25 protein-coding genes are annotated in these 26,270 nt (G+C 64.7%); 8 read left to right on the plus strand and 17 right to left on the minus strand.

All coding sequences use genetic code 11. The features are described 5' to 3' along the window. Window positions 1–75 precede the first annotated feature (75 nt). Both AB3G31_RS09065 and fumC read left to right on the plus strand, forming a co-directional pair. Window positions 76–1,029 carry an MBL fold metallo-hydrolase gene (locus AB3G31_RS09065; protein WP_367849855.1) on the plus strand — a complete coding sequence of 318 codons (954 nt, stop codon included), beginning with the start codon at window positions 76–78 and terminating at the stop codon, window positions 1,027–1,029. Window positions 1,030–1,099: 70 nt separating this feature from the next. Then, window positions 1,100–2,485: a class II fumarate hydratase gene (fumC, locus tag AB3G31_RS09070; protein ID WP_367849856.1), complete on the plus strand. Its 1,386-nt coding sequence runs from the start codon at window positions 1,100–1,102 to the stop codon at window positions 2,483–2,485. A gap of 98 nt (window positions 2,486–2,583) precedes the next feature. On the opposite strand, the gene AB3G31_RS09075 is transcribed toward fumC, so the two are convergent. From AB3G31_RS09075 to AB3G31_RS09125, 11 genes are all read right to left on the minus strand, one after another. After that, window positions 2,584–3,234 carry a TetR/AcrR family transcriptional regulator gene (locus AB3G31_RS09075; RefSeq protein ID WP_367849857.1) on the minus strand — a complete coding sequence of 217 codons (651 nt, stop codon included), beginning with the start codon at window positions 3,232–3,234 and terminating at the stop codon, window positions 2,584–2,586. 33 nt (window positions 3,235–3,267) lie between these two features. Continuing rightward, window positions 3,268–4,122, minus strand: coding sequence for an alpha/beta fold hydrolase (locus AB3G31_RS09080; protein WP_367849858.1), 855 nt, complete (start codon window positions 4,120–4,122; stop codon window positions 3,268–3,270). 109 nt (window positions 4,123–4,231) lie between these two features. Continuing rightward, window positions 4,232–5,176: a cation diffusion facilitator family transporter gene (locus AB3G31_RS09085; RefSeq protein WP_367849859.1), complete on the minus strand. Its 945-nt coding sequence runs from the start codon at window positions 5,174–5,176 to the stop codon at window positions 4,232–4,234. A gap of 165 nt (window positions 5,177–5,341) precedes the next feature. Then, window positions 5,342–6,235: a sugar phosphate isomerase/epimerase family protein gene (locus AB3G31_RS09090; protein ID WP_367849860.1), complete on the minus strand. Its 894-nt coding sequence runs from the start codon at window positions 6,233–6,235 to the stop codon at window positions 5,342–5,344. Further along, window positions 6,232–7,143, minus strand: coding sequence for a 4-hydroxyphenylpyruvate dioxygenase (locus AB3G31_RS09095; RefSeq protein WP_367849861.1), 912 nt, complete (start codon window positions 7,141–7,143; stop codon window positions 6,232–6,234). Before AB3G31_RS09095 ends, AB3G31_RS09090 begins: the two co-directional genes overlap by 4 nt. A 156-nt stretch (window positions 7,144–7,299) precedes the next feature. Beyond that, window positions 7,300–8,043 (minus strand): ABC transporter ATP-binding protein, encoded by a 744-nt coding sequence (locus tag AB3G31_RS09100; RefSeq protein WP_367849862.1) that lies wholly within the window; start codon window positions 8,041–8,043, stop codon window positions 7,300–7,302. 580 nt (window positions 8,044–8,623) lie between these two features. Further along, the gene (locus AB3G31_RS09105) at window positions 8,624–9,382 is read right to left on the minus strand and encodes an ABC transporter ATP-binding protein (protein ID WP_367849863.1); all 759 of its coding nucleotides are present in this window, start codon (window positions 9,380–9,382) and stop codon (window positions 8,624–8,626) included. Then, a complete protein-coding gene (locus AB3G31_RS09110) occupies window positions 9,379–10,350 on the minus strand; it encodes a branched-chain amino acid ABC transporter permease (protein WP_367849864.1) in 972 nt (323 codons plus the stop codon). The genes AB3G31_RS09105 and AB3G31_RS09110 overlap by 4 nt, the downstream gene beginning before the upstream one ends. Continuing rightward, on the minus strand, window positions 10,347–11,222 hold the full coding sequence (locus tag AB3G31_RS09115; protein ID WP_367849865.1) for a branched-chain amino acid ABC transporter permease: 876 nt from the start codon (window positions 11,220–11,222) through the stop codon (window positions 10,347–10,349). Before AB3G31_RS09115 ends, AB3G31_RS09110 begins: the two co-directional genes overlap by 4 nt. 144 nt (window positions 11,223–11,366) lie before the next feature. Further along, complete coding sequence (locus AB3G31_RS09120) at window positions 11,367–12,551, minus strand: ABC transporter substrate-binding protein (RefSeq protein WP_367849866.1); 1,185 nt, start codon at window positions 12,549–12,551, stop codon at window positions 11,367–11,369. Window positions 12,552–12,575: 24 nt separating this feature from the next. Further along, window positions 12,576–13,508, minus strand: a complete 933-nt coding sequence (locus AB3G31_RS09125) for a shikimate dehydrogenase (RefSeq protein ID WP_367849867.1) — start codon at window positions 13,506–13,508, stop codon at window positions 12,576–12,578. A gap of 130 nt (window positions 13,509–13,638) precedes the next feature. Between AB3G31_RS09125 and AB3G31_RS09130 the strand changes: the two genes are divergently transcribed. From AB3G31_RS09130 to AB3G31_RS09155, 6 genes are all read left to right on the plus strand, one after another. Next, entirely contained in the window at window positions 13,639–14,421 is a 783-nt protein-coding gene (locus AB3G31_RS09130) for an IclR family transcriptional regulator C-terminal domain-containing protein (protein ID WP_367849868.1), read from the plus strand. Between the two features lie 85 nt (window positions 14,422–14,506). After that, window positions 14,507–16,048 (plus strand): methyl-accepting chemotaxis protein, encoded by a 1,542-nt coding sequence (locus AB3G31_RS09135; protein WP_367849869.1) that lies wholly within the window; start codon window positions 14,507–14,509, stop codon window positions 16,046–16,048. 404 nt (window positions 16,049–16,452) lie between these two features. Continuing rightward, window positions 16,453–17,802, plus strand: a complete 1,350-nt coding sequence (locus AB3G31_RS09140; protein WP_367849870.1) for an MFS transporter — start codon at window positions 16,453–16,455, stop codon at window positions 17,800–17,802. Window positions 17,803–17,821: 19 nt separating this feature from the next. Continuing rightward, on the plus strand, window positions 17,822–18,862 hold the full coding sequence (locus AB3G31_RS09145) for a Rieske 2Fe-2S domain-containing protein (RefSeq protein ID WP_367849871.1): 1,041 nt from the start codon (window positions 17,822–17,824) through the stop codon (window positions 18,860–18,862). Then, entirely contained in the window at window positions 18,859–19,824 is a 966-nt protein-coding gene (locus AB3G31_RS09150) for a 2Fe-2S iron-sulfur cluster-binding protein (protein ID WP_367849872.1), read from the plus strand. The genes AB3G31_RS09145 and AB3G31_RS09150 overlap by 4 nt, the downstream gene beginning before the upstream one ends. A gap of 4 nt (window positions 19,825–19,828) precedes the next feature. Further along, window positions 19,829–20,275: a MarR family winged helix-turn-helix transcriptional regulator gene (locus AB3G31_RS09155; RefSeq protein ID WP_367849873.1), complete on the plus strand. Its 447-nt coding sequence runs from the start codon at window positions 19,829–19,831 to the stop codon at window positions 20,273–20,275. Window positions 20,276–20,353: 78 nt separating this feature from the next. Here the strand turns inward: AB3G31_RS09155 and AB3G31_RS09160 are convergent, their stop codons facing one another. The 6 genes from AB3G31_RS09160 to AB3G31_RS09185 are packed head-to-tail and all read right to left on the minus strand — an operon-like array spanning window position 20,354 to window position 26,151. Further along, on the minus strand, window positions 20,354–21,643 hold the full coding sequence (locus tag AB3G31_RS09160) for a hypothetical protein (RefSeq protein ID WP_367849874.1): 1,290 nt from the start codon (window positions 21,641–21,643) through the stop codon (window positions 20,354–20,356). Between the two features lie 2 nt (window positions 21,644–21,645). Continuing rightward, entirely contained in the window at window positions 21,646–23,268 is a 1,623-nt protein-coding gene (locus tag AB3G31_RS09165) for a diguanylate cyclase (protein ID WP_367849875.1), read from the minus strand. Window positions 23,269–23,324: 56 nt separating this feature from the next. Next, entirely contained in the window at window positions 23,325–24,572 is a 1,248-nt protein-coding gene (locus tag AB3G31_RS09170; protein ID WP_367849876.1) for a hypothetical protein, read from the minus strand. 3 nt (window positions 24,573–24,575) lie between these two features. Next, complete coding sequence (locus AB3G31_RS09175) at window positions 24,576–25,325, minus strand: hypothetical protein (RefSeq protein ID WP_367849877.1); 750 nt, start codon at window positions 25,323–25,325, stop codon at window positions 24,576–24,578. A gap of 14 nt (window positions 25,326–25,339) precedes the next feature. Then, window positions 25,340–25,876, minus strand: a complete 537-nt coding sequence (locus AB3G31_RS09180) for a hypothetical protein (protein ID WP_367849878.1) — start codon at window positions 25,874–25,876, stop codon at window positions 25,340–25,342. Continuing rightward, window positions 25,873–26,151, minus strand: a complete 279-nt coding sequence (locus AB3G31_RS09185; protein ID WP_367849879.1) for a DnaJ domain-containing protein — start codon at window positions 26,149–26,151, stop codon at window positions 25,873–25,875. Before AB3G31_RS09185 ends, AB3G31_RS09180 begins: the two co-directional genes overlap by 4 nt. Between the last annotated feature and the right edge of the window lie 119 nt (window positions 26,152–26,270).

The raw sequence follows: 26,270 nt of genomic DNA on the forward strand, positions 1-26,270 counted from the left end.
TTTCCCATACCAGAAGGCGCATTTTCTGAAAACGCCACAGAATGGTTCCCCCTCTCCACTTCCACTGTTTCCACCATGCGAATTCCACAAGCCATCCTCCGCGCTGCCCTGGCCACCGCCTTCACCGCCACCGCCGCGCACGCTGCCGCCCCTATGGCCAAAACCCAGGCCCCCGGCTTCTACCGCATGGCGCTGGGCGACTTTGAGGTCACCGCTTTGTCCGATGGCACGGTCGATCTGCCGGTCGACAAGCTGCTGAGCCACACCACGCCCGCCAAAGTGCAAAAGGCCCTGGCCCAGTCCTACCTGGCGGCCCCGCTGGAGACCTCGGTCAACGGCTACCTGGTCAATACCGGAGCCAAGCTGGTGCTGATCGACACCGGCGCCGCCGGCCTGTTCGGCCCCACCCTGGGCAAGCTGGTGGCCAACCTGAAGGCGGCGGGCTACCAGCCCGAGCAGGTGGACGAGATCTACATCACCCACATGCACCCCGACCACGTGGGCGGCCTGGTGGACGGCGACAAGATGGTCTTCCCCAACGCCACCGTGCGCGCCGACAAGCACGATGCCGACTTCTGGCTCAGCCAGGCCAACCTGGACGCCGCACCGGCCGATTCCAAAGGCTTCTTCCAGGGCGCCATGGCCTCGCTGAACCCCTACGTCCAGGCCCAGCATTTTTCGGCGTTTGACGGCAACACCCCCCTGGTGCCCGGCATCCAGGCGATCGCCACCCGCGGCCACACCGCCGGGCACACCTCGTATGTAGTGGAAAGCAAGGGCCAGAAACTGCTGGTCTGGGGCGACGTGGTCCACGTGGCCGCGGTGCAGTTTGACGAGCCAGCGGTGACGATTGGCTTCGACAGCGACAGCAAAAATGCCGCCGTGCAACGCAAGGCCGCTTTCGCAGCTGCCGCCAAGGGCGGCTATCTGGTGGCAGATGCCCACATCGCCTTCCCCGGCCTGGGCCATGTGCGGGCCAACGGCAAGGCCTACCGCTGGATTCCGGTGAATTACACGGTGCCACGCTAAGGCCGTACCCCCGGGCGGGTTGTTGGCAGGAGGGCTACCATTTGGGTATCTCAACCCCGCCCCTTGCCCTATGAACACCCGTACCGAACGCGACACCTTTGGCCCCATCGAAGTCCCCGCCGACCGGCTGTGGGGTGCGCAGACGCAGCGCTCGCTGCAGAACTTCGATATCTCCGGCGAACAGCAGCCGCGCGAAATCATCCGGGCGCTGGCGCTGGTGAAGCGGGCCTCGGCCGTGGTCAACCAGGCGCTGGGCCTGCAGGACGCAGCCAAGACCCAGGCCATCGCCATCGCCGCCGATGAGGTGATCGCGGGCCTGCATCCCGGCGAGTTCCCGTTGGTGGTGTGGCAAACCGGCTCGGGCACGCAGACCAACATGAACGTCAACGAGGTGCTGGCCAACCGCGCCAGCGAGTTGCTGGGCGGCGAGCGCGGGGAAGGGCGCCTAGTGCACCCCAACGACGACGTGAACCGCAGCCAGTCCAGCAACGACGTGTTCCCCACCGCCATGCACGTGGCGGCGGTGGATGCCATCACCCACCGGCTGCTGCCCGCGATCGGCAAGCTGCGTGCCACGCTGGCGCAAAAGTCGGCAGATTTCGACGGCATCGTGAAGATTGGCCGCACCCATTTGCAAGATGCCACCCCGCTCACCCTGGGGCAGGAGTTTTCAGGCTACGTGGCCCAGCTGGACCACGGCGCGCGCCACGTCCAGGCGGCCTTGCCGCACCTGTGCGAGCTGGCGCTGGGCGGCACCGCAGTGGGCACCGGGCTGAACGCGCCCAAGGGCTACGCCGAAGCGGCGGCGCAGGAGTTGGCCCGGCTGACCGGTTTGCCATTTGTCACCGCGCCCAACAAGTTCGAGGCCCTCGCTTCGGTGGACGCGCTGGTGCATGCCCACGGCGCCCTCAAGACCCTGGCCGCCAGCCTGATGAAGATCGCCAACGACGTGCGCTGGCTGGCCAGCGGCCCGCGCAGCGGCATCGGTGAGCTCAGCATTCCCGAGAACGAGCCCGGCTCATCCATCATGCCCGGCAAGGTCAACCCCACGCAGAGCGAGGCCGTCACCATGCTGGCCGCCCAGGTGTTTGGCAACGACGTGGCCATCAACTTCGGCGGCGCGTCTGGCAATTTCGAGCTGAATGTGTTCCGCCCCATGGTGGCGCACAACTTTCTGCAAAGCGTGCGCCTGCTGGCCGACGGCATGGTCAGCTTCAACGACCACTGCGCCGTGGGTATCGAACCCAACCGCGAGCGCATCACCGCCCTGGTCAACAGCTCGCTGATGCTGGTGACCGCGCTCAATACCCACATCGGCTACGACAAGGCCGCGTATATCGCCAAAAAAGCCCACAAGGACGGCAGCAGCCTGCGCGAAGCCGCCGTGGCTTCCGGCCACGTGACCGGCGAGCAGTTCGACCAGTGGGTGGTGCCGGGGGACATGGTGGGGCGCTGAAAGTATCTGCTATCTAAAAAGTAGCTGCCTACGCCCATGGAATAAGCACGGGAGGCCTATTTCATTCAGAGAAGTGCGCAGCGCAACCGGGCTGTGGGCTACACGCTCACATACCGCAGCAGCATCTCCACCACGTTCTCCCGGCGCTGGGCCACGGCTTCGGGGCTGTCCATGTCGCGCTGGAAGATCAGGGCGAAGGTGTGGCGGTTGGAGACGTTGAAGAAGCTCAGGGCGCTGATCGACATGTGCAGGTCTACCGGGTCCAGGCCGGGGCGGAACACCCCTGCGGCCACGCCGCGCTGGTAGACCGCCTTGATGCCGTCGATGGCGGTGGCGTTGCGCTGCTGGATGGTGGTGCTGCGGGCCAGGGAGGCACCGCGCTGGATGTTTTCGTTCATCACCAGGCGGATGAAGTCGGGGTGGGTGCGCTCGTAGTCCACCGTGAAACGGACCAGGGTGCGCAGGGCCTCGACGGGCTCCAGGTCCTCCAGCCGCAGCGCGCTCTCGGTCTGGCGGATGCGGCCGTAGGCATCTTCCAGCACCTTCAGGTACAAGCCTTCCTTGCTCCCAAAGTAGTAGTAGATCATGCGCTTGCTGGTGCGCGTGGCTTCGGCAATCAGGTCGACGCGGGCCCCGGCAAAGCCTTTTTCAGAGAACTCGCGGGTGGCTACGGTGAGGATGTCGGCCTGGGTGCGCTCGGGGTCGTTGGTGCGGGGTTCGGGTTTCTTGGCGGGGGCAGACGCGTTCATAGCCCCGCAGTGTAGGAGAAAGCGGCAGCCTGTCTAGGCAGGCTTGGCCTCCAAGGTCTGGAGCAGTGCGGCATTGAACGCATCGGCCTGCTCGTACTGCACCCAGTGGCCGGCCTTTTCTACCAGTTGCAGCGACTGGAAGGTAGGCGCGGCCTGCAGCGCGGCGGCCAGCTCGTCTACCCGGCCCTCGTACAGGGCATCTTCGCGCCCATAGATGGCCCACACCGGGCAGCGAACCTGCTGCAGGGCTTTGGCCAGCACATCGGTGTACGACAAACGCCGACCGGGGATGCGGTCGCGCCGCACGTTGGCAATGTGCATGGCCAAGGTGTCGTCATCCACACCGGCCGGGTCGAACAGCATCAGCGCGCGCAGGTTGTGGCGGTGCTGGACGGCCTGGGCTGCGGGGTCGGTCAGGTGCGTCCAGGCTTTGAGGGGGACGGTATTGCGTTGCACCAGGCCCAGGGCCGGTGCACCGACGATGACCAGGCGGGCCACACGGCTGGGATAGACCTGGGCCAGAAAGCCGCCCACCATGCTGCCAAACGAGAAGCCCACCACGTCCACTGCGGCGTCTCCCACCAGCTGCTGCAAGCCCAGCTGCAGTGGCGCGTGCATGGCGTCGGCGTCCCTGCCGGCACCTCCGGGGGGCACATCGGAGTCGCCAAAGCCGGGCAGGTCGGGCACCCACACCTGCCGCCCGGCATCGACCAGGCTTTGGATGTTGCGCAGCCAGTGCGTCCAGCTGCCGCTGCCGCCGTGCAATAACAGCACGGGCGGCTGGCTGCCGGGTTGGCCCCAGCTGTTCCAATGGGTGCGGGCTTTGCCAAACAGGGTGACGTGCTGGGTGGCGCGGGCGCGCAGGAGGGCGATTTCGGTAGTGGGCACAGGCGGTTGGTAGAAAGTGTTACGCTATGTAATTGATAGCTTCTTGCGCAGTATCTATAAGCACAAGCGGCCTATTTTATGCACACTTTCCTATCACCGCCCAGGCGGTTCATGCGCCGGTGTGGTCCCGGTCGGGCCGCCGCCAGGGGTCAATGTGGGTCATCAGGTTCAGCACCCGGTGCCGCTGCAGCACCCGCTGGCGCGCCATGACGGCAATCTCGTGCCCGGCCTCCACGCTCAGCGTGGCATCGACCTCGATGTGCGCGTCGGCCACCACCATGTCGCCCATTTTGCGGGTGTGCAGGTCGTGCACGCCGCGCACGCCAGGCGTGGCTTGCAGGGTCTGGCGGATGGCGTCCACCTCGGCTTCGTCGACGGCCCGGTCCATCAGGTCGTGCAGCGCATCCCAGGCAAAGCCCCAGCCCATTTTGGACACCATGAAGCCCACGATCAGCGCGGCGATCGGGTCCAGCAGCGGGTAGCCCGCCAGGTTGCCGATGATGCCAATGCCCACCACCAGGGACGAGGCCGCGTCGGAGCGGGCATGCCAGGCGTTGGCCACCAGCATGCTGGATTTGACCCGCTTGGCCACGGCCAGCATGTAGCGAAACAGCAGCTCCTTGGCCACCAGCGCGCCACCGGCCACGCACAGGGCCAGCACATGCACCTGGGCAATGGCTTCGGGGGCTTGCAGCTTGCTGGCGGCCGACCACAGCATGCCCGCGCCCACGGCCAGCAACAACAGGCCCAGCACCAGCGAGGCGGCGGTTTCAAAGCGCTGGTGGCCGTAGGGGTGGTCGGTGTCGGCGTCTTTTTTGCTGTGGTGGCTGGCCAGCAGTACCACGAAGTCGGCCACCAGATCGGACAGCGAATGCACGCCGTCGGCGATCAGGCCCTGGGATTTGGAGAAGATACCCGCCGCGATCTGCAGCACGGTCAGCCCCAGGTTGACGGCCACGCTGACCCAGGTGCTGCGCGAGGCGGCGGCAGCCCGCTGGGCGGGGGTGTGTTCGGTGTCTTCGCTGTCGTCGTGGACGTGGTTCAGGTCATGCATGGCGTGGGATCAATGGCCGCGGGTGGGCGCATTATTCAAAAGCCAGATTAAGGCCCGATTAACCCGGTGGGCGACAGAAAGCCCCTCCACCCATTTGCTATATAAAAAAGAGCGGCTTGCGCCCATGGAATAAGCACAAGCCGCCGATTTTCTATATAAGGCTTGTCAGGGCCGCTGCTTGAGCCGCATGTCGTTGGGCAGCGGGGTGGAGCGGCGCAGCACGTCTTCGCTGAGCCACAGCGCGCTCTTGCGGGCGCGGGCGGCCACCACCGGCAGGGGCAGGTTGACGTAGTCGTCGTTAAACACTTCAAAGCTGTAGTCGCCGCGGTAGCCCAGGCGGTCGAGCTTGAGCACCAGGTCCACCATCTGCTCGCTGTGCACGCCCTCGCCGGGGAACACGCGGTAGGTGCGGGCGGTGGTCATGCGCTCCTCGAAGGTCTTGGTTTCCTGCCACATGAAGTCGGCCAGCTGCACCAGGAAGATCTTGCTCGGGTCCAGGTAGTCGATCTCGTCCAGCGGGGTCTTGGCGGCCACGATGTGGTAGCCGTCGATGCCCAGGCCCAGGTTGGGGCAGTCGGCGCGGCAGACCACGTCCCAGGCGGTGGTGAATTCGTTCACCGTGCGGCCCCACGACAGGCCCTCGTAGGCGATGCGGATGCCCAGCGGCACGGCCAGCATGGCCAGCTTGCGCAGGTCGCGGGCAATGTGGTCCAGGTCTTGGGTGGCGTGCGGCGAGGTGCTGGAGCAGGCCAACAGCACCTTGCAGTCCAGCGCGGCGCACATCTGCAGCATGGCCTTGGCGATGTCGATCTTGTACTCGTGCAGGTGGCCGCTCAGCCCCTCGAAGTCGCGCAGCACCTGAAAGCCGGTGCCACGCAGCCCGCTGGCCTTGACCTCGGCCACCGCCGCCTCCATGCCGTCCGGGTGGCCGACGATGTCGTTGGCCTTGAGCATCACCTGGGTAAAGCCCGCATCCACCATGGCCTTGAGCTTGGCCTTGAGCGGCCCGGCCAGGGTGATGGTGTCCATGCCGAAGCCTTGGATGGCGTGGTCTTTCATAAGGCTGGCTCGCTGTGGACCAGTTCAAACACCACCGAGCCCAGGTAGGTCTTGGTGATCGCGCCCCGGCTTTCGGTGTGGGTGGCCTGCGTTTCCACAAACTCCACGCCTAGCGCGCGCAGGGCCTTCACCGCCACCAGCACGTCGGGCACCCCCAGGCCGATGCGCTGCAGGCGCTCGTCGGTGTCGATCACGTTGAGCTCGGGCTCGATGAGCTGCAGCATGAAGCCGTTGGCGGGCTCCAGCGCCGGGCTGCGCAGCAGGCTGCCCTTGGGCATGATGCCAAAGCGCTCTTCGTCGGGAATCAGGGACATGCCAAACAGGGCGTTGTAGAACTCGATCCAGTCGTAGCTGCGCTCCGGGCCGATGTACTGCACCACGCCAAAGAAGTGCAGCCCGGCAGTGGCCTCGGGCTTTTGGTTGACCGACGGGATCGGGATGAAATCCACGTCGTAGATGGAGAAGTCTTTGTAGCGGTCCACAAAGTAGATGCGGCTGCCGCCCGCGCCGTGGATGGCGGGGATGTTCAGCTCCATCACCTCGGCGTGGGTGGGCACCTCCCAGGCGCCGCGCTCGCGCACGTAGTGGTAGGCGGCACGGGCATCACGCACCCGCAGCGCGATGGCCGAGATCACCGGCGACTCACTACCGTGGCCCGCGCCTTGGGCGTCGGTGGGGTGGCCGTTGACCACGATGTTCAGCCCGCCCTGGCGGTACAGCTGCACCTCGCGCGAGCGGTGCCGCGCCACCGGTTTGAAACCCATCATCTCCAGCACCTGGCCCAGGGCCTGCGGTTTGGGCGTGGAGTATTCGATGAACTCGATGCCGTCCAGCCCCAGCGGGTTGGCGGCATCGCTAAACGACGCCTGCAGTGGCTCGCGACCCGGATTGACGAGTAAATCACTCATGGTAATTTCCCCTCACCCCCAGGCTGCGCCAACCCCCTTGCAGGGGGCGATACCAGTGGCCCGGCAAAGCCGGTTCCACGGTATCCCTGGTAGGGGCGTTCGAGTCGGTAGTGGATGGCTGGGCTATTGTCATCGTTCATATTCAGTTACTCCTAATTAAATAGCTGCTTGTGCTGGTGCAGCATGCGCTCCACCCAAAAATAGGCGCTCAATATGCGGGTCTGCAAGCAATTCGGATGCCGGTTTTTGCAATACCAGGCGGCCCGACTCCAGCGCAATGGCTTCGTCGGATATTTTGAGCGCACTTTTCACGTTTTGTTCCACCATCAGCACGGTGGTGCCCTGGTCGGCCAGTGTGCGTAGCAGTTTGAACACATCGCCCACCACCATGGGCGACAGGCCGATGCTGGGCTCGTCAATCAGGATGACCTTGGGGCGCAGCAGCAGGGCGCGGCCAATCTCCAGCTGCTTCTGCTCGCCACCCGACAGGCTGGAGGCCATGCTGTCCATGCGCTGCTTGACGCGCGGAAAGAATTCCAGCACCTCGGGGATACGCTGGTGCGTCAGCTCTTTGCCAATGGTGATGCCGCCCAGCTCCAGGTTCTGCCACACCGTGAGCTGGCCAAACAGGTTGCGCCCCTGCGGCACAAAGGCAATGCCCTTGGCCAGCAGCTCTTTTTGCGTCAGGCCAATGATGTTCTCGCCGTACAGCTTGATGCTGCCCTGGCGCGGCTTGAGCAGGCCAAACAGCGTCTTCAGCACCGTCGATTTGCCCGCACCGTTAGGGCCGAGCAGCAGAGTGATGGAGCCGGTCTGGGCCTTGAAGCTCAGGTTGTTCAGGATCATGAAGTCCTTGTACCCGGCTACTACGTCGTTGAATTCGATGCAGGTGTCGCTCATTTGGCTGTCTCCGATGCTTTATGGGTGTTGACTGGCATCCCCGGCCGGGGTGTGCGCCCGGCGGCGCAGTCACTTTCTTTTGCTTCGCCAAAAGAAAGTAACCAAAGAAAAGGCGACCCCACTGTCTGCGTCCCTACGCTTCGCTGCGGGCAACCTGCGGTGCTCGCTTCAAGTGGGGTCTGGCTAAACTCGCTGCGCTCAAACAACGCCAGCCCTGATCCACTTGAAGCTGCGCTCCTCGGCGCATACAGAGGGGAAGGGGCACGGGGTCCGTTGGCGCTTTGCGCCAATGCGCACCGCAGGTGCGCCCGGATTTCCCCCTCTCCATGCGCCTGCGATGCGGGGCTTTTGGCGGAAAAGGGCTGGCGATTGTTTGAGCGCAGCGAGTTCGAGCCAGACCCCGCCAAAAGCTCCGCATCGCAGGTTGCCCGTAGCGCAGCGAAGGGACGCTGGGAGTGGGGGCGCCTTTCTTTTGGTATCTTTTCTTTTGCGGAAAAGAAAAGATACTGCGCCGCCGGGCGCACATCCCGGCCGAGGATGCCCGTGGCATCAACCATATCCATAGCGTTACAGGACATCCCTAGGCCCCCAGGTAGGCATCCAGCACCTGCTTATTCCCCCGAATCTCCGCCGGTGTGCCGATGGCCATCACCTTGCCCTCCACCATCACCATGATGCGGTGGCACAGGTCCATCACGAAGTCCATGTTGTGCTCGATCACGACGAAGCTGCTTTTCTTGCCGCTGGCGGGGTTGCGGTTCAGGTCCTTCAGCAGGGTGGAGATACCGCCTACCAGGCTGGGGTTCACGCCCGCGCAGGGCTCGTCCAGCAGCACCAGGTCGGGCTCGCTCATGAAGGCCATGGCGATGTCCACCAGCTTTTGCTGGCCGTAGCTGAGCTCACCGGCGCGTTTGTCGGCCACGTGCTCGATGCGAAAGCGCTTGATGAGGGCGTCGGCCTTCTGCCCCAGCCCCGAGTCGCTGGGCGCGAACATACGGCTGAACATCGTGCCCTGGTGCTCCTGCGCGGCGACGATCAGGTTGTCGCGTACGCTCATCTTGCCGAAGACCTGCAGGGTCTGGAAGGTGCGGCCAATGCCGCGGCGGTTCAGTTCCAGCGGGCCGCACTGGGTCACGTCCTCGCCGTTGAGCTCGATCTTGCCGGTGTCCGGGGTGATCTGGCCCAGCATGCTGTTGAACAGCGTGGTTTTGCCGGAGCCGTTGGGGCCGATCACGCCGAAGATCTCACCGGGTTGGACTTCAAAGCTCACACCGCCCACGGCCTGGATCGCACCGTAGGCCTTCTTCAGGTCGGTAACTTTCAAAAGGGACTGGCTCATGGTTGGGCTCCTGCTGCAGCGCGGGCGGCACTGGCCTCGCGGGATTGTTTCTTCGCCCTCATGCGGTCCGGCAGGCTCAGCAGCCCGTCGGGCAACCACACCATCAAGATGACCACGGCTGCGCCAAACAGCGGCAGGTACCAGTCGGACACGCCGGGCACGTCGCGCAGCCACTCGGGCACGATCACGCCCACCGCCGCGCCCAGCACCGGGCCCAGAAAGTAGCCGGGGCCGCCCACCACCACCATCAGGTACATCATGATGGACGCACCCACGGCAAACGGCGCGGGCTCGATGAACTGCACCAGCGACGCAAACAAGGCCCCCGCCACCCCGGCATAGGCCGCACCAATGGCAAACGACAGCAGGGTGTAGCTGCGGATATTGATGCCTAAGCTCTCGGCCCGGATCGGGTTGTCGCGCAGCGCGGTAAACGCCTTGCCCCAGGGCGAGCGCAGCAGGCCCCACAGCGTCAGCGCCAGCACCACGGCCACACCCAGCACCAGGTAGTAGTAGCGCAGGTTGCTGTCGGCAAACTCCGGGCGGGCAATGTTGTTGATGCCGAAGGTGCCGCCGGTCAGCCATTCTTCGTTGCGCATCACCAGCCACACCGCGGTGTTGAAGCCCAGCGTGGCAAACGCCAGGTAGATGGTTTGCACCCGCAGTGCCGGAAAGCCCAGCACCAGGCCGATGCAGAAGCACAGCGCGGCCGCCGCCGGAATGCCCAGCCACCAGCCCAGGCCTGCCTTGAGCAGCAGGGCCATGGTGTAGGCCCCGATACCGAAGAAGGCGGCGTGGCCCAGTGACTTCTGGCCGGCGTAGCCCACGGTCAGGTTCAGGCCCATGGTGGCCACCACGAAGATCAGCCAGGTGGTCAGCAGGTAGATGCCGTAATTTTTTAGAAATTGGGGTGTGACGCACAAGAACAGGGCGGCAGCAGCTATGGAAATGAGAGTGCTCTTTTTCATACTTTTCTCTCTTCCTTCTTGCCCAGCAGACCTTGCGGCTTGAACAGAATCACCACCATGAAGATCACCAGCGCCACCGCGTCCTTGTAGGCGGGCGAGATGTAGGCTGCAGCCAGGTTCTCGCACACGCCCACGATCAGCCCGCCCAAAAGTGCGCCGCGCGAGTTGTTGAAGCCGCCGATGATGGCCGCAAAAAACGCCTTGTTGCCGAGCGATTCACCCATGTCGAACTTGGCCAGATACGTGGGCGTGACCAGCACCGCCGCGGCGCAGGCCAGCACGGCGTTGATGGCAAAGGTGTAGAAAATCATGCGCGGCACGTTGATCCCGAGCACGCTGGCGCTCTCGGTGTTTTGCGCCACCGCCTGCATGGCGCGGCCGGTGATGGTTTTTTGCAGGAAGGCCTGGGTGGCAAACACCAGCAGCAGGGCCAGCACCAGCGTGCCCACGTCGGCCAGCGTGATGGTGACCCCGGCGATGTTGAACAGCTTGTCGGCAAACAGGCTGGGGAAGGGGTGGGCTTCGGCGCTGTACCCGGCGCGCATGCCGTTGCGCAGGGCAATGCTCAGTCCGATGGTCGCCACCACGATGGGCATCATGCCGAACTTGAACAGCGGGTCTACGATGCCGCGCTTGAAAGCCCAGCCCAGCACGGCGGTGGCCACGATGCAGGTCAGCAAAAAGCTCACCAGAAACGGCGCGCCCATGTTGATGAAGGCCAGCATCATGAAGGCGGGCAGCATCACAAACTCGCCCTGGGCGAAGTTGATGGTGCCTGCCGCCTGCCACAAGAGCGTAAAGCCCAGGGCCGCCAGCGCGTAAATGCCCCCGGTGGCCAGGCCACTGAAGAAGAGTTGGAGAAAGTCGGTCACGGGGGCTCCTGGTGTTCGGTTGTTACTCCTTCCCCCTCCGGGGGGAAGGTCGGGATGGGGGCCGGGCCCTGGTGTCGTTTCAGGGTGTGCCCCCATCCCAGCCTTCCCCCGGCGGGGGAAGGAGTAGGGCGGGAGCCCGCAGATTTACTTCTTCGCGGCGGCAGGCATCTTGGCGTTCACATTCGCCACATTCAGCGGCGGCACCATGGCGATCACTTCCTGCTTGCCGTTCTTCACTTCGACCATGAAGCTTTCGCGGTCCAGGTCGCCGTTCTTGTCGAACTCCACATTCATCAGCACGCCGGGGTATTTGTCGGTGGTCACCTTCAGGCCGTGCAGGGCGGCGGCCACGGCCTTGCGGTCGAGCTTGCCCACCTTCTCGATGGCGGCCTTGAGCGCGTACACGCCGCTGTAGCCCTTCATGCCGTTGTGGTCCGAGGTGTAGCCGTAGGCCTTCTCAAACTTGGCGCGGAAGGCGCGGATGGCCGGGATGGGCGCGTCCACCGTCAGGCCCACGTGGGCAATCGCGCCGTTGGCCGCGTCGCCTGCCAGGTCGATGACCTTCTGGCCGGTGAGGGTGGTCTCGCCAATGATGGGCTTGGTCCAGCCCTGCTTGCGCAGCTCGCGCAGGGCGCGGGCGGATTCTTCTTCGTTGGAGTAGACGAACAACGCGTCGGCATTGCTTTGCTTGGCCTTGAGCACCGGGGCTGAGAAGTCCACCTGGCCGCTGTCGGTGGAGATCTCGGCGACGATCTTGGTGTCGGTCAGTGCCAGGGCCTTTTTGATGGAGTCCAGCCCGCCCTTGCCGAAGTCGTTGTTCACAAAGATCACCGCCAGGGTCTTGGCCTTGGTCACCTCGTTGATGTAGCGCGCCACCTTGGGCATGGCGGTGGCCTGGGTGAAGCTGGTGCGGAACACATAGGGGTTGCCCTGCTGGGTGATGCTGGCCGCCTCGCCGCCGGTGAAGTTGGGGATTTCGGCACGGCGGCTTTCTGCCATGCTGACCATGATGGAGCCCGAGAACACCGGGCCGAAGATGGCGAACACATCGTTGTCCACCGCCTTTTGCGTCAGGCCCTTGGCCACGCCGGGGTTGCTTTGGGTGTCGGTGGTGATGGTCTCGATCTTCTTGCCCAGGATGCCGCCGTCGGCATTGATTTCCTTGACCGCCAGCTCTTCGCCGTTCTTGAAATTGGTGCCCGCCGTGGCCCCCGCACCCGACAGCTCCACGATGTTGGCGATCTTGATGGTTTGTTGGGCAAAAGCGCCGATGCTGCAGGCAGCAAGGGCGCAGGCAGCTACTAATTTGAGAGTGAGGCGTTTGGTCAAGATATGTCTCCGGGTGGTTGTTGTTCAGGAAGTCTTGCGAATTTCGCCGAGCAGCTCGGCGGGGTAAATCAGTTCGCGCAAGAAGTCGGCATCTTCGCGTATCTTTTGGGCCGCATCGGTGAAACCAAAAAAATCGAGGTAGCAATGGGTTTGCTGGATCATCATCTCGAAGCCCGGCTCGGCCTGCAGGCCGCGGGCGCGGGCGGCGCGCACCACGGGGGTGGGCTGGTTCTTCATCAAGATGTCGACCAGCGCCGCGCCCGCGTCCATGCGTGCGACATCGCAGGGCAGGGGGTCGGTGGCCTTCAAGCCCAGGGGCGAGGCGTTGATCACCACCTGGAACCCGGCGGGGTCGTTGCTGGCGGCGGCACTGGCTTGGACGGGCGAGCCCGCCGCAATGCGGGCCGCGGCCTCGGCGGCACGCTGGGTGCTGGGGTCAAAAAACGCGATTTCGGCCGGAGCCTGGGGGCCTGCCAAGGCCAGCGATGCACCAATCGCCGCCGCCGCGCCGCCCGCGCCCAGGATCAGCACCCGTTGGGCTGCGTAGGCGATGCCGAAGTAGCCCAGGCTGGCCACAAAGCCTTCGCCGTCGAACAGGCCGCCGTCGAGTGTGCCGTCGGCCATGCGCCGCACGCCATTGACCGCACCGGCCATGCGGGCGATGTCGGACATGCTGTCCAGCGCATCCAGCATGGCGGCCTTGTGCGGAATGGTGACCCACAGGCCGTGCACATTGGGGGCGGCAAAAGCGCTTTGCACAAACGCTTGTAGATTGGCCGGAGCCACCTGCACCGGCACCAGCACCGCGTTGATGCCGAGCAGCGCAAAAATGCGGTTGAAACTGGTGGGGGCCTGCACCTGCTCGACCGGATGGCCGACGATAAAGTACACGGCGGTGTGGCCGTCAATGGCATGCACCGGGGCGGCGGTGGCTGCACAAAAGGATGTGGTGGGCATGGTGGTGAACGCGTCGGAAATTTGATTGCGAATGTAGAGGCTTGCACCCTCTGCCGGAATCAACTGCTTGCAACTTTGCGCGATAATCGAACGCTATTGCGCGATATTCGAACGGAATGAGGGTTTTCCTATGGTTGCAGCACCCCCCACCCCCGAGGCTCTGGACCGCCGCGACTGGATCGCCGGGCTGGAAAAGGGCCTGGCCTTGCTGGAATCCTTCAGCGAAACCCATCCGCGCATGAATGCCACCCAGGCGGCCCAGCGCGGCGGCCTGACCCGCACCGCCGCCCGCCGCTACCTGCTGACGCTGGCGCACCTGGGCTTTCTGGGCACCGACGGCAAACTGTTCTGGCTGACCCCGCGCGTGCTGCGCCTGGGCCAGAGCTACCTCGACTCGGCCCGGCTGCCACGCATCGTGCAGCCGTTTTTGCAGCGCGTGACGGCGGGCACCATGGAAGTGGCCTACCTGAGCGTGCTGGACGGCGACGACATCGTCTACATCGCCCGCAATGGCCCCAGCCGCACCATGAACACCGGTTACGTGCTGGGTGGGCGGGTGCAGGCGCAGATCACTGCCGCCGGTTTGCTGCTGCTAGCCCAACGCACCCCAGAGCAGCGCGAGCAGTGGCTGGCGCAGCGCGCACTGCAAACCTACACCCCCCACACCATCACCGACAAAGAGCAGTTGCGCACCGCGCTGGTCCACATTCGCGCGCAGGATTGGGCCTTGTCCGAGCAGCAACTGGAACTGAATTACCGGGGCATTGCGGTGCCCCTGCGCGACCGCAATGGCGATACCGTCGCCGCCCTGAGCGTCACGATGCCTATGGGCCATGAGCCCACCGCCGACGCCGTGGCCCGCGTGCTGCCGGTGTTGCGGGAGACTGCGCAGGCCATGCGTAACCTGATTTGAGTGGCCATTTGGCACCGTGGTGGAGGAGGGCGGTTGTTTCTGATTGTTACACTGGGACATCGACATCACATTCGAGGAGGCCGCCGTGTGGTTTAACAATACAAAAATAGTCACCCGACTGACCTTGGGTTTTGGACTTATTGTGGCCCTGCTGGTCGCGGTGATTGGTGTGGCCACCGTGCGCCTGGGCGAGCTGGGCAGCATCAACCGCCGGATCGTGGACGAAGGCCTGGCGAAGAACGCTGCTGCGGCCGCCATCAACGCCACGACCAAGGCCAATGCGCGCCGCACCATGGAGCTTTTCTTCCTCACCGACCCCGCCAAGATCCAGCAGACCTACGCCTTCATCGATGCCAACAAGAAGACCATTGGCGATGCGCTGCAGACGCTGAATACCCTGGAAACCTCGCCCGAGGGCCGGACACTGCTCGACAAAATCCAGCAAACCCGCACCGGCTATGTGGCGTCGTTCAGCAAAGTGGACCAATTGCTGCGCATCGAAGACCGGGCCGAGGCGTCCGCCGTGCTGATGGCCCAAACCCTGCCTTCCCTGGATGCCCTGCAAGAGCAGGTGGTGGCCATGGTGGAGCTGCAAAAACGGCAAATGGCCCAGGATGCGGCGCTACTGGAGGCGCGCATCGCCTCGACCCGCACGCTGCTGCTGGCGCTGGGGGCGCTGGCCGTGCTGCTGGGCATTGCTGCCACGGTCTTGATCGCCCGCAGCATCGTAGACCCGCTGCACGAAGCCCTGCTGATTGCCGATACGGTGGCGGCGGGCGACCTGAGCCAGGATTTTGAAACCTCGCGGGGTGGCGAATTTGGCCGTCTGCTGGAATCCATGGGCTCCATGGAGGACACCCTGACGTTGCTGGTGACCCGCATCAAGGACAGCACCGGGTCGATTTCTGTGGCCTCGCAGCAAATTGCCAGCGGCAACGCCGATCTGTCGCAGCGCACCGAAACGCAGGCATCTTCGCTGGAAGAAACTGCCGCCAGCATGGAGCAGCTGACGGCGACCGTACGCCAGAATACCCAGCGCGAGCAGGCGGCCAACGGCCTGGCCCTGAACGCCTCCAAAATCGCCCAGCGCGGCGGCGCGGCAGTGGGCGAGGTGGTGGACACCATGCAGGCCATCAGCGCCAGCTCCAAAAAGATTGTGGACATCATCGAGGTCATCGAAGGCATTGCCTTCCAGACCAACATCCTGGCCTTGAATGCTGCGGTGGAGGCCGCCCGTGCGGGTGAGCAGGGCCGGGGCTTTGCGGTGGTCGCCAGCGAAGTGCGCACCCTGGCCCAGCGCAGCGCCGATGCCGCCAAGGAGATCAAGGGGCTGATCGGCCACTCGGTTCAGCAAGTGGAAAGCGGCAGCCAGCGCGTCGACCAGGCGGGCCGCACCATGCAGGAAATTGTGCAGGCCGTGCAGCAGGTCACCGAAGTACTGGCCGACATGACCCAGGCCTCGGCCGAGCAGAGCGCAGGTATCGAGCATGTCAACCAGGCCGTGGTGCAACTGGAAGCCGTGACCCAGCAAAACGCCGCGCTGGTAGAAGAAACCGCCACCGCTGCTGCCTCCATGGCCAGCCAGGTGGAGCAGCTCCAGGCGGCGGTGGATACCTTCAAGGTCTAACCACGGTCTAACAGCGGTCTAAAAGCCCAGCGCGGGGCTTGAACGGGGTGCGTTGAGGGCCGTGGCATGCGAACGGCGCGCGTCTGGTGCGCGCCTGGCGCGCCAACGGGGCCCATGCAAATTTTAGGCATTGCTTCTATTTTGATAGTAAAAAATAGGAGCTGCTTACGCTTATTGTGTAAGCACAAGCAGGCAATTTTGTACCTGAAAATGGCCTTGAAAATCTAAAAAAGAGCCGTTCTACTTTACCTGCCAACACCCAGGCTCCTAGGGTAAATGCTAATCCCCGATTCCATCGTCGATCCGTACACTGAATCTACATTCAGGATACTGATCGTCAACCCGCTGCAGACGGTCCGTCCCACCCCATTCCACAGCAGCACCCCGAAAGAGACAAGGACCCCATGCAACAAGACATTCGAAAATCCATCGACGAAGGGGCCATGGGCCGCTTCCAGTGGCTGGCGGTGGCCATCTGCGTGATGCTCATCATGCTGGACGGCTTTGACGTGCTGGTAATGGCCTTCACGGCGTCCAGCATCTCGGCCGAATGGCATTTGACCGGCGCGCAGCTCGGCCTGCTGTTCAGCGCCGGGCTGGTGGGCATGGCGGCGGGTTCGCTGCTGCTGGCACCCCAGGCCGACCGCTATGGCCGCCAGGCCATCATCCTGGTGTGCCTGGCGCTGATCACCGTGGGCATGCTGCTGTCGGCGCTGGCGCAGAGCAGCCTGCAGCTGGGCCTGTTGCGCGCGCTGACCGGCGTGGGCATTGGCGGCATGCTGGCCAGCGTGGGCGTGATCACGGCGGAATACTCGTCGCAGAAGTGGCGCAGCACCTGTGTCGCCTTCCAGGCCACCGGCTACCCCATCGGGGCCACCCTGGGCGGCATGGTGGCGGCGGTGCTGCTGACGCACTACGGCTGGCGCTCGGTGTTTGTGTTTGGCGGTCTGACCACCTTGGCCATGGTGCCGGTGGTGCTGTGGATGCTGCCGGAATCGGTGGACTTCTTGCTGGCCAAGCAACCCCAGGGCGCGCTGGGCAAGGTCAACACCTTGCTGCGCAAAATGCAGCGCCCGGTGCTGCAAAGCCTGCCCGCACGGCCGGTGCTGGTGGCCGGTGCGGCCCCGGTGGGTGGCTTCTCGTCTTTGTTTTCGCCCGCCATCCTGCGCTCTACGCTGCTGATCTGGAGCGCGTTCTTCCTGCTGATGTTCAGCTTCTACTTTGCCCTGAGCTGGACGCCCAAGCTGCTGGTGGCTGCGGGCCTGTCGGCCCAGCAGGGCATTACCGGCGGCGTGCTGCTGAACCTGGGCGGCATTGTGGGCGGTACGCTGTTTGGCGTGCTGGCGTCGCGGCTGGACCTGGGCCGTTTGACGGCGGCCTGCCTGGCCACCACGGCAGTGGCGATGGCGGTGTTTGGCTATGTGACCGGCGCGCTGGACCTGGCCTTCATGGCGGCGTTTGGCATCGGCATGTTCATCTTTGGCGGCATGGCCGGTTTGTATTCGTTTGCGCCCATCATCTACCCGGCGGCGGTGCGCACCACCGGCATGGGCTGGGCCATCGGCATTGGCCGCCTGGGTGCCATCCTGGCCCCGCTGACTGCCGGTGTCTTGCTCGACAGCGGCTGGGCTCCGCCCCAGCTGTACTACGTGTTCGCCATTCCGCTGCTGCTGGCCGTGGTGGCGGTGCTGGCCATCCGCGCCAAAGCGCCCGCGCCCGACCGTGCATCCGGCACACTGTCTGCAGCCCACTAATTCTTACAAGGAGCCCCCCATGTTCCCCAAAAACGCCTGGTACGTCGCCTGCACCCCTGACGAAATCACCGACAAGCCCCTGGGCCGCAAGATCTGCGGCGAATCCCTGGTGCTGTACCGCGGCCCCGAGGGCCAAGCCACTGCCCTGGAAGACTTCTGCCCGCACAGGGGTGCGCCCCTGTCGCTGGGCAAGGTGGAAAACGGCAAACTCACCTGCGGCTACCACGGGCTGGAGATGGGCTGCGACGGCAAAACCGTGTCCATGCCCGGCCAGCGCGTGCGTGGCTTCCCTGCCATCCGCGCCTATCCGGCCATCGAGCGCTACGGCTTCATCTGGGTCTGGCCCGGCGACGCGGCCCTGGCGGACGAGTCCAAACTGCACCATCTGGAGTGGGCCGACAACCCGGCCTGGGCCTACGGTGGCGGCCTGTTCCACATTAATTGCGACTACCGGCTGATGGTCGACAACCTGATGGACCTTTCGCACGAAACCTATGTGCACGCCAGCAGCATCGGCCAGAAAGAGATTGATGAGACCCCCACCAAGACGGTGGTGAATGGCGACGAAGTCATCACCAGCCGCCACATGGAAAACATCGGCGCGCCGCCGTTTTGGCGCATGGCGCTGCGCGGCAACGGCCTGGCCGACGACGTGCCGGTGGACCGCTGGCAGATCTGCCGCTTCACCCCGCCCAGCCACGTGATGATCGAGGTGGGCGTGGCCCACGCGGGCCACGGCGGCTATGAGGCGCCCGACGCGCACAAGGCATCCTCCATCGTGGTGGACTTCATCACGCCCGAGACCGAAACCTCGATCTGGTACTTCTGGGGCATGGCACGCCACTTCAAGCCCGAGGACGCGGAGTTGACCGCCAGCATCCGCGAAGGCCAGGGCAAAATTTTCAGCGAAGACCTGGAGATGCTGGAGAAGCAGCAGCGCAACCTGCTGGCCCACCCGCAACGCAAGCTGCTGATGCTCAACATCGACTCCGGTGGCGTGCAGGCCCGCAAGGTGATTGACCGGCTGCTGGCCGCCGAAGCCGCACAGGTGGCGGCATGAGCACGGCCACCATCAGCGTGCGCGTGGCGCGCAAGGCGCAGGAGGCACTGGACATCTGCAGCTACGAGCTGGTGGCCACCGACGGCACGGCGCTGCCGGGTTTCTCGGCCGGATCGCATGTGGACGTGCACCTGCCCGGCGGCCTCACGCGCCAATATTCGCTGTGTAACGATGCCAGCGAAACCCACCGCTACCTGATCGGGGTGCTGCGCGACCCGGCCTCGCGCGGCGGCTCCCTGGCCATGCACGACACGGTGCAAGAGGGCGATGTGCTGCAGATCAGTGCACCCAAGAACCACTTTCCCCTGGCGCACGGTGCCAGCCGCAGCCTGCTGCTGGCGGGCGGCATCGGCATCACGCCGATTTTGTGCATGGCCGAACGCCTGGCTGCCAGCGCCGCGCCGTTCGAGATGCACTACTGCAGCCGGGCGCAGGAGCGCACTGCTTTTTACGAGCGCATCCGCACATCGGGTTTCGCATCGGATGTGCATTTCCACTTTGACGATGGCGCCAGCGTGCAAAAGCTATCCTTACCCGATCTGCTGGCCGAGCCGCAGCCGGGGGTGCACCTCTACGTGTGCGGGCCCAAGGGCTTCATGGATGCGGTGCTGCAGACGGCGCGCTCCAGCGGCTGGCCCGAGGCGCAACTGCACTACGAGTTCTTTTCGGCCGAGGTGCTGAAATCGGCGGACGACGCGGGTTTTGACGTGAAGCTGGCCAGCTCGGGCCGGGTGGTGCGCATCGCCGCCGACCAGACCGTCGTCCAGGCCCTGGCCCTGGCGGGGGTGGATGTGCCGGTCTCGTGCGAGCAAGGCGTGTGCGGCACCTGCCTGACCCGCGTGCTGGAGGGCGAGCCCCACCACAAGGACTTCTACCTGACCCCGGAAGAGCAGGCTGCCAACGACCAGTTCACGCCCTGCTGCTCTCGGTCAAAATCAGCAGTCCTCGTTCTCGACCTTTAAGCTGATGCCCCTGTCCACCCTGATCGCCCTGCAAGACCAACCCGGCCACCTGATCCGCCGCGCCCACCAGATCGCGGTGGCCAGTTTCCACGAGCACCTGGGCCGAGAAGTCACCCCCGTGCAGTACGCGCTGCTGCGCACGCTGCAGGACCAGCCGGGCATTGACCAGAGCACCCTGGCGCAGGCGGTGGCGCTGGACACCTCCACCACCGCCGACATCGCGGTGCGGCTGGAGGCCAAGGGCTGGATCAGCCGCGCCGTACTGGCCCGCGGCCAGCGCAGCCTGTCGCTGACCCCCGAGGGCGTGGCCCTGCTGACCTCGCTGGTGGACGGCATGGCGCAATTGCAGACCACGCTGCTGGGCGGCCTGGAGCCGCAGGAGCAGGCCGAGTTGCTGCGCCTGCTGCGCAAATTCATAGAACCCGACTCACGCAAGCGCCAGGGGCATTGAAAGCCGTTGCTCTAAAAATAGGAGCTTCTCACGCTTATGCAATAAGCGCTGGAGGCCTAAAAGGCATATAAACCTGGCTCAGCGGTACAAGCCCAGTGCGCCAATGCGGCGCTCGATCTCGGTGGTCATCTTTTTGTAGCCCGGGCCGTCCACGCCGCCAAAGCGCTTCTGGAATTCGGCGGCCTGCAGGTCTTCGGGCAGGTCGCTGACCTTGGGTAGCAGGTCGGCGTCGGTCATGCCTTGGGCGACCCGTTGCTGGAGTTTTTGCACCCCTGGGCCGGTGGCCAGTTCGCCCAGGCGGGTGCCTGCGCGGTCGGCGGCCAGGTCGTTGAACGAGAAGCCGCTGCCGCCTTGGGCATCGTCCAGTTCCTTGTACACCCCGACCATGTCGGCCAGCGGGCTGCCCGCGGTGGCGGCCAGCGCGGCGGAGATGCTGAAGTGCTGGGCGGTGTCGGTACGGCCTGCCAGGGTGGTGGTGCGCGGCGCGGGCCGGGGCCAGTCGCGCGCAGCGGGCAGGATGGCGGCCATGCCCTTGCCGTTCACATAGAAAGCCAAGGTCACCAGAGCGGCGCGGTGCTCGTCGGCCAGGCTATTCTTATCGTCGCTGCCGTTGCTACGTTGAGCGGCGAGCTCCAGCAGGGGCTGCGCCAGTGTGGCCAGGCTCAGGCTGCGCGGTCCGGGTTGGGCGGCCACGGCGACCAGACGCCCCTGGTAGGCCTGTAGCCGGGCCTGCACCTCGGGGGGCACCAGGGCGGCCTGCAGCTGGGCCGGGATGGCATCGTTCCAGACGAACTGCACGCTCAGTACGCCGTTGCGCACGCCCACGTGCTGGATGCTGTCGGCGGCTGCCGATGCGGGGCTGGCTTGCAGCCGCCACAGTCCAAAACGCAGCAGCTGGTTGGCGATCCTGGGTGGCACGGCCAGCCGGCCCAGCAGCAGTTGTTCGACCTGGGGCGTGCCCGGCGTCTCCCGCAGCACGGCCTGGACGTTGAGGTAGTCGCCGAACGGATTGGGCGGCAAAAACGTGCTGGCGCGCAGGATGGCGCTGCCGTCCTGCAGCAGCACCTGGGCGCGGGTCTGCGGGCGGTGGCTGGCCAGGTAGGCCACGGCCAGGTTCAGGTCGTCCTCGCCCAGTTGCAGGGTGCGCAGTGCGCCGGGGGGTGTTTTGCGCGGGTCGATGCGGGCCAGCAGGCGCTGGGCGCTGGCCATGCGGCTGGGGGTGAAGGCCGGGCCCTGGGTGGGCGCGAGCAGGGGGGCATCGTCGATAGCCTGGTACGCGGCCCAGGCCAGGGCCAGCGGGATGCACAGCAGCACGGTGGCAAACAGGTAGCGCAGCAAGCGGCGGATGAGGGACCAGAAGTGGGACATTTTTAGGGTGGGGTGAAGAAGCTCACGTCATTGCGTCCGCCTGCTTTGGCGCGGTACATGGCGTTGTCGGCTCGGGAAAGCAACTGCTGTAGGTCGGTGCCGTCTTGGGGGTAGGTGCTGATGCCAATGCTGGCCGTGACGTACACCTCGTGCCCACATAGCAGGAACACGGGTTCTACCGTGTGGCGAATTTTATCGGCGATGTCGTGCAGTTCCGCCATGGGGAGGTGTTCTTCCACCACCACGATGAATTCGTCGCCGCCCAGCCGCGCCACCAGGTCGCTGCCGCGCATGCAGGACTCAATGCGCTGGGCGACTTGCCGCAGCAGTTGGTCGCCTGCGGAGTGGCCCAAACTGTCGTTGACGGCCTTGAAGTGGTCCAGGTCAATGAACAGGATGGAAAACGGCATGCTTTTGCGTTCGCACCGGGACAGGATGCGCCGCAGTGCGTCCAGGCACATGGCCCGGTTGGGCAGGCCGGTAAGCTCGTCGTGGTAAGCGCGGTGGTGCAGGGCGTCTTCGGCCCGCTTGCGCAGCTCAATGTTGTTCAGCGCGTTGAGCAGGCATTCCCGCCCCTGGAACTGGATGCGCTGGGCGGAGACCAGGGCCCAGAACGTGCCGCCCTCGGCATCTTTGAGTTCGACCTCCCAGTCGTGCACGCTGTCGTTGCCCGCAAACCGCTCCAACCACCGGGTGCGGTCTTCTTTGTGGCAGTAGTAGTCGGCAGCCTGCGCATGGCGCAGGTCTGCACTATTGATCTTGAACTGCGCCAGGGCCCGCTGGTTGGCGTAGACGATGGTGCCGTCGCGCTCTTCGGTAATAAGCATGGGGAAGGGGGCGGTCCGCAGTACTTTTTGCACCTGCTCCTCACCGTCACTGAGCGCCTGCTGCAAGCTTTCGCTGTCTCGCACCAGGCGGCGGGAAAACACCAGTGCGGCGGTGGCAAGCAAGGCCGCAGCGACAAACATGGTCCACAGCAGCAGGCTCTTGGCGCGACGCGAAGCCTCGCCCAGCGAGTACGAGAACGCATCTGCCAGCGGCGCCAGGCGCACATGGAGCTGGTGCAGTTCTTCCTGGATGCCGTCGGCCATCGCCACGGTCAGGGTTTTGTCTTGTACGGCGGTGTGCAGGCGTTCGCCGACCGCCCGCAATTCGTCGATGGTGCTGTCGGCCATGGCCCAGAGCGCGATGGCCCGGTCGATCTCGGTGACCTGGCGAAAGTTGCGGAACAGGCTGACCATGCCGTCCAGGTCATCGGGGTGGTTGCGTCCCTGCTGCAGTCCCTGGAGCGCGACCTGCAGATCGGGCTGGGGTTTTTCCAGTTCCAGGCGGGTCTGGCGGTCTCCCAGAATCACGTTCAGTGCGCTGGTATAGGCCTGGAAGTCGCGCTCGTCACGGGTATCGGCATAGCGCGACAGGGCGTAAATGGCATCCCGCTCGGCCTTGGACCACAGGCCTTCACCCCCGACAAAAGCCCGTGCTGCCGACAGCACGCCCATGCTGTAGTAGGCGAATCCCAAGGTGGCCCCCACCAGGGCCAGAAACAGCCAAGCGATCAAAATCAGGCGCTGTCCCCGCTGCCGGGGTGGCTGGGAAGCTGGTTCCTGGGGCTGGGTGGGCGCCATGTTGCTTACGCTTACATCAGTGCTCGTGAGCGCAGTATAAGAAGATGCTTAAAAGATCAGGCACTGGCCGGGGTCTTGGGCGCTTTGGGTGTGGTTTTGACGATGTTGCAGTGCAGCCTGAGGGCCGCCATGGCTTCGACGAGCCGGGTGTCGCGTTCGTCGGTCAGGTCGCGCTGGGCCTCGATCACAAAGTTTTGCCACAGCGTCTGGTAGTCGGCGTGGTGCTCGTGCGGGGCGTATTCACGGATGAAGTCGCTGGCCAGCTGCGGGTGGTAGCCGCCTTTGCGGATCTTGCGCACGACGCTGGCGGCGGCGGTCTCGGTCAGCGTGGTCTTGCGCGCCGTGCCGGTGGCGATGCACAGGAACAGGGTGGTCAGCGAGCCGTCGTCGGTGTGGCGCTGGGTCACCTTGAGCCACTGCTCGGAGATGGCGCGGTCGAGTTCGCTGATGTCGTCCACACCCTCGTCCAGCCAGAAGTAGCGGCCCATGAAGGCCAGCGACTGGATGAACAGCTTGCGTGGTTTGACGCTGGCGTCCAGGATCTTGGGCAGGTCGTGTTCCTGCATGCTCTCCAGTGTGGCTTGCAGCACGGGCTGGAACTGCGCGGGCAGGCCTTTGGGCAGCGCCAACCCCGGTGGCTTCCCACCCTCGGCGCGTTTGCGCAGCAGGTTGACCAGGGTTTCAAACTGCGCCCAGTTGGGCATCAGGCTGTGGCCTGCGGCGGCGCAGAGCAGGGCGGTGCGAACCACGGCCTCGCTGTCGGTATCGGCGGCCTGCAGCTCGCGCCGGGCCACGCCCAGCTTCTGGGCGCACCAGATGGCGGCTTCGATGCGGGTTTCGATGTCGCTGCGCTTGGCCAGTTCCAGCTGGATCTCGGGCAGGGGTTTGAGCGCCCACTTGGCCAGCACCGGGATCAGCTCGTCGCGGAACTCGCCGCTGTCCTGCATGCTGAAGTGGGTGTTGTCGGGCAGGGTCAGCAGGGCCTTGAGCATGTCGGAGCCCGCCTTGGAGCGCGACAGGATGGAGTGGTCGCGCAGCAGCGTGGCCGCCGCCTGCAGGTCGCCATCGCTCACGTGCTCCAGGTGCAGGCTGATCAGGTTGACCATGCGCTCGCGGGCCTTCTCCAGCTCGGGCCGCAAGAATTCGGTGCCAAAGTAGCGCGCAATCTGCACCATGCCCTTGGGCGCGTCGTTGCGGATGGCCTCCAGCTTGGCCGCGTCAATCAGGCCATGCTGCAGGCCATGGCGCAGCGCTTTTTCAAAGAAGGGGCGGTGGTCGTAGACGGCAATGCCGGTGTCTTGCATGGTTTAGATCGCTGATTCTTCGTCGGGGTCGATGGCTTTCTTTTGCGAGCCTTCGCCTTCACCGTGGGTTTCGCGGAACGGGGTGTGGCCGCCCTGGTGGTGGCCGTCTTCTTCTTCCTCGGCTTCTTCCTCAAAGGCCTTGACGCGGGCGCGCAGGATCACCATGACTTCGATCAGGATGTCGGGGCAGTGGGTGCGCAGCAGCCAGGTAAATTCCATCCAGTCGTGGTCGGCGATCTCGTCCTGGTCGACCTTGAAGTCGTTGTACATCTGGGGGACCAGCTCCGCCTCGGACAGCACCGCCCCGGTGTCCTCGGAGGCTTCAAAGGTACCGGTGCGCAAAAAGCTCTCGACCCGGCCCCAGTGGTCGGCCAGGTAGTCGGCCAGCGCATCACAGCCGCCTTCGCGCTCGCCAATGGCGCGCAAAAACTCTACCGGGTCGTTGTCGTCCCGAAAGATCACCGAGTTCATCATGCCGCGCAGGTGGGCGTGGGTGAGGTCTTTGTATTGCTTTTCGATGACCACGGCACGCGAGAACTGCTCGGGCGTGACCAGCAGGTTGATGACCGAGTCTTTGGACGGGTCGTACTCGCGGATCACGGCCAGCAGGTCTTTGGGGGGCAGCTGGTCCAGCGCCACTACCAGGGCGTGGTCGCCTTCCTCGTCGGCCAGGGTGACCAGGGCGGCCTCGGCACCGACGATGTCGCCAGCGAGGATCAGGCTTTGGGCTTTGATGATGGCGGGGTAATGCATAGCGTTTTGGCCTTTCAACCTTTGGGTGGCTTGGGGTCGAAGCCTTGTTCTTCCATCCACGCGGCACCTGCGTCTTCGCGGTCGCGGGCTTCTTGCTCTTCGGGGTCGATGTCGTTGTCGTTTTCGTCGTCCTCATCCTCGTCCACCGGCGCGCTGCGGTCGTCGGCACGGGTGTACAGGTATTCCAGGCAGGCGGCGATCACCATGAACTGTTCGCCCGTGGGCTCCAGCAGCACGCGGTCGGCCATCGCCTGGGCCCAAGGGGCCAGGGTGATGGTGCGGCCCAGTTGGTCCCAGGCGGGGAACTCTTCGGGCTCCAGCGCCACCAGCAGGTCCATGGCCTTGGCACTCGGGAAGCGAAAGCCCTGGTGGAAGGCGGCGGCCAGCATTTCGGGGCTGTCGTCCATCATCACCAGCAAGAATTCGAGCTGGCTGCGCTTTTCTTTCAGGCGCTTGTCGAGCACGTTCTTGCCTTCGGAGTCGGACACCAGATCGTCCATCTCGGCATCGTAGGCGCGGGCATGGTTGGCAAAGTAGCGGGAGAGTTTCATTTCAGGGCTTCATTCAAATAGGTGTGCCAGATTTCGCGTGCGGTCTCCAGCGGGTCGTCCAGCAGGCCCCGGCGGCGGTTGTCGTCGTAGGTCTTGCGGCGCTCTTCGTCACTCAGCACATCGTAGGCGGTTTGCACCGCGCGGAAAAGCTGCGGGGCATCCGCCGCCGCGTTGCGGTCCGGGTGGTACTGCGCGGCACGCTGGCGGTAGGCCTTTTTGATGTCGGCCAGCGTCGCGGAAGCGGACAGGCCGAGCGCGGCGTAGTGGTCTTGCATGGGGAGTGTCTTCGCAAAAAAAGACAGCCCGACAGGCTGCTGGCGGGCTGTGCTTGGTTGGCGACGCGTTGTCGTCGGGGTCTGATTTTAACTGGCCGCTCCAGCCTGTGGGATTGTGG

It is taken from the genome of Rhodoferax sp. WC2427, from assembly GCF_040822085.1.
In the GTDB taxonomy this organism is placed as follows: Bacteria; Pseudomonadota; Gammaproteobacteria; order Burkholderiales; family Burkholderiaceae_C; genus Rhodoferax_B.